The organism is Mycobacterium sp. (genome assembly GCF_049280035.1).
Lineage (GTDB): Bacteria > Actinomycetota > Actinomycetes > Mycobacteriales > Mycobacteriaceae > Mycobacterium.
Genome location: NZ_JBAPPI010000548.1, coordinates 1 through 2,623 on the forward strand (window position 1 = coordinate 1; position 2,623 = coordinate 2,623).

Consider the following 2,623-nt stretch of genomic DNA (forward strand, 5'->3'; position numbering starts at 1 on the left):
CTGGCGTGACCAACAACTACCCGATGCGACCGTGATTTTGACCTCGCCATCGGGGCAGACCTATGTCACCACTCCGGGCAGCGCGCTGCTGTTTCCCAGCCTGTGCCTCTCAACCGGCGGCATACCAGCACCCGAAGCCGACCCACCCGTCGACTACTGCGGTGAGCGCAGCGCGATGATGCCCAGACGCCGCCGCACCCGCGCGCAAAACCGTGCCCACCGCATCGCCACCGAACGCCGACAGAACCACCATGCCCGCAGCCAGCGACGAGCCCACTCCACGAGCTACCGCGGGCCGGCCCCACCCGACTCCGACCACGACCCCCCACCGTTCTGAGGTCGCGACACGCGATACTGGACTGGGCGAGACCAGCGCCGACCACCGCGATGGCGACTCGGAGGATTTCTAACATGCCCGCATCGCGCCCGGAAAACCACGTGAGCTGCGAGCAACTACCGCCGCTGGCGGCCGAAGACCATGCCTGTGATGTCTGCGCGGTGGTCTATTCCCACATGACGATCAATGATGCCGTCAACGTCATCAACGGCCTACCAGCCGCCATCGGGGACGCGATCTCTGCGATCCCACCCGAGGCGTGCCGGGTGCGCCGACGTCGGCAAGTCTGGTCGGTCGCTGAATACCTTTGCCACGTTCGCGATGTCTACTCGCTGCAGCTGCAGCGGGTTTCTGCGAGCAAGTTGCCCGCACGCAAGGACGTGACTGGGACCGCGTCGCGACCCGTTTGCCCGGCTAGACCAGGAATTTGGCTCTGAGCAGGTCTTCACCTAGACTCTAGGGGTTGCCGTGGGCAGACCTCGGCCGGCGTGCGCAAGCAGAACTAGTCGGCCCCGCGTGCCCTTCGGTGACGAAGACCATGCTCGACAGGTCGCTGGTAGGACGTCGTCGGTAGACGATGCCCAGCCAGGATCGCAGCGCGTGGGCGTGCATACGTGAACCAGGTCAGGAGATCTAGTGATTCAGCAGGAATCGCGGCTGAAGGTGGCCGACAACACCGGCGCCAGGGAGATCTTGTGCATCCGCGTGCTCGGCGGCTCGGGGCGGCGGTACGCCGGCATCGGCGACGTCATCGTCGCGACGGTCAAAGAGGCTATCCCCGGCGGCAACGTCAAACGTGGTGAGGTGGTGAAGGCCGTGGTGGTGCGCACCGTCAAGGAGCGTCGCCGCCCCGACGGCAGTTACATCAAGTTCGACGAGAACGCGGCCGTGATCATCAAGCCCGACAACGACCCGCGTGGAACCCGCATCTTCGGGCCGGTCGGCCGCGAACTGCGGGAGAAGCGCTTTATGAAGATCGTCTCGCTGGCCCCGGAGGTGTTGTAGGTGAAGATCCACAAGGGTGACACCGTCCTGGTCATCTCGGGCAAGGACAAGGGCGCCAAGGGCAAGGTGATTCAGGCCTACCCGACCCGCAACAAGGTGCTCGTCGAGGGCGTCAACCGAATTAAGAAGCACACCCCGATCTCGACCAACCAGCGCGGAGCGCGGTCAGGCGGGATCGTCACGCAGGAAGCCCCGATCCACGTCTCCAACGTGATGGTGGTCGACTCCGACGGCACGCCGGCCCGGGTTGGCTATCGAGTCGACGAGGAGACTGGCAAGCGGGTCCGCATCTCCAAGCGCAACGGCAAGGACATCTGAGGCATGACAACCCTGGAAAGCACAGAAAAAGTTCAGCCACGGCTCAAGGTTCAATACCGCAATGAGATCCGCGATGCGCTCCATCAAGAGTTCAAGTACGCCAACGTCATGCAGATCCCGACCGTGGTGAAGGTCGTGGTCAACATGGGCGTCGGCGACGCCGCCCGGGACGCCAAGCTGATCAACGGCGCCGTCAGCGACCTGGCGGCGATCACCGGCCAGCGCCCGGAGATCCGCAAGGCGCGAAAGTCTATCGCGCAGTTCAAATTGCGTGAGGGCATGCCGATCGGCGCGCGGGTGACCCTGCGCGGTGACCGGATGTGGGAGTTCCTCGACCGGCTCACGTCGATCGCGTTGCCGCGTATCCGCGACTTCCGCGGGCTGTCGCCCAAGCAGTTCGACGGCGCCGGCAACTACACCTTCGGGCTGGCCGAGCAGTCGGTGTTCCACGAGATGGACGTGGACAAGGTCGACCGGGTCCGGGGCATGGACATCACCGTCGTCACCTCAGCGACGACCGACGATGAAGGGCGAGCGCTGTTGCGGGCCCTCGGCTTTCCGTTCAAGGAGAACTGACCAGATGGCGAAGAAGGCACTGATCAACAAAAGTGCGCGCAAACCCAAGTTCAAGGTGCGCGCGTACACCCGCTGCAATAAGTGCGGCCGCCCGCGCGCGGTGCTCCGCAAGTTCGGGCTGTGCAGGATTTGCCTGCGTGAGATGGCGCACGCGGGCGAACTGCCCGGCGTGCAGAAGAGCAGCTGGTAACACCGCTATTACCCAACGAGACCAACCCCGACCACAGCTGCGCAACAGGCCCAGACCGGGAACCACTGCGAGGAAGGCAACACCGCTGTCATGACAATGACGGATCCGATCGCAGACTTTTTGACACGTCTGCGCAACGCCAATTCGGCGTATCACGACGAGGTGACGCTGCCGCATTCGAAGATCAAGGCCAACAT

At 64.0% G+C, this 2,623-nt stretch carries 6 protein-coding genes and 1 pseudogene; all 7 read left to right on the forward strand.

What is annotated here, in order from left to right:
* A pseudogene (locus tag WAN71_RS17795) lies at positions 1 to 337 on the forward strand (hypothetical protein); the annotation flags it as partial.
* Positions 338 to 411: 74 nt separating this feature from the next.
* The gene (locus WAN71_RS17800; RefSeq protein ID WP_422226598.1) at positions 412 to 774 is read left to right on the forward strand and encodes a DinB family protein; all 363 of its coding nucleotides are present in this window, start codon (positions 412 to 414) and stop codon (positions 772 to 774) included.
* Between the two features lie 199 nt (positions 775 to 973).
* Entirely contained in the window at positions 974 to 1,342 is a 369-nt protein-coding gene (rplN, locus tag WAN71_RS17805) for a 50S ribosomal protein L14 (protein WP_422226599.1), read from the forward strand.
* The gene (rplX, locus tag WAN71_RS17810) at positions 1,343 to 1,660 is read left to right on the forward strand and encodes a 50S ribosomal protein L24 (RefSeq protein WP_422226600.1); all 318 of its coding nucleotides are present in this window, start codon (positions 1,343 to 1,345) and stop codon (positions 1,658 to 1,660) included.
* Positions 1,661 to 1,672: 12 nt separating this feature from the next.
* Entirely contained in the window at positions 1,673 to 2,236 is a 564-nt protein-coding gene (rplE, locus tag WAN71_RS17815; protein ID WP_422226602.1) for a 50S ribosomal protein L5, read from the forward strand.
* A gap of 4 nt (positions 2,237 to 2,240) precedes the next feature.
* Complete coding sequence (locus WAN71_RS17820; RefSeq protein WP_422226601.1) at positions 2,241 to 2,426, forward strand: type Z 30S ribosomal protein S14; 186 nt, start codon at positions 2,241 to 2,243, stop codon at positions 2,424 to 2,426.
* Between the two features lie 90 nt (positions 2,427 to 2,516).
* Positions 2,517 to 2,623 (forward strand): 30S ribosomal protein S8 (rpsH, locus tag WAN71_RS17825; protein ID WP_422226603.1); only part of this gene is annotated, 107 nt, incomplete at its 3' end.

Bases quoted from the DNA above. Each gene is read 5' to 3' on its own strand.
- WAN71_RS17800 (WP_422226598.1), top strand. From the start codon at position 412: ATGCCCGCATCGCGCCCGGAAAACCACGTGAGCTGCGAGCAACTACCG.
- WAN71_RS17820 (WP_422226601.1), top strand. From the start codon at position 2,241: ATGGCGAAGAAGGCACTGATCAACAAAAGTGCGCGCAAACCCAAGTTC.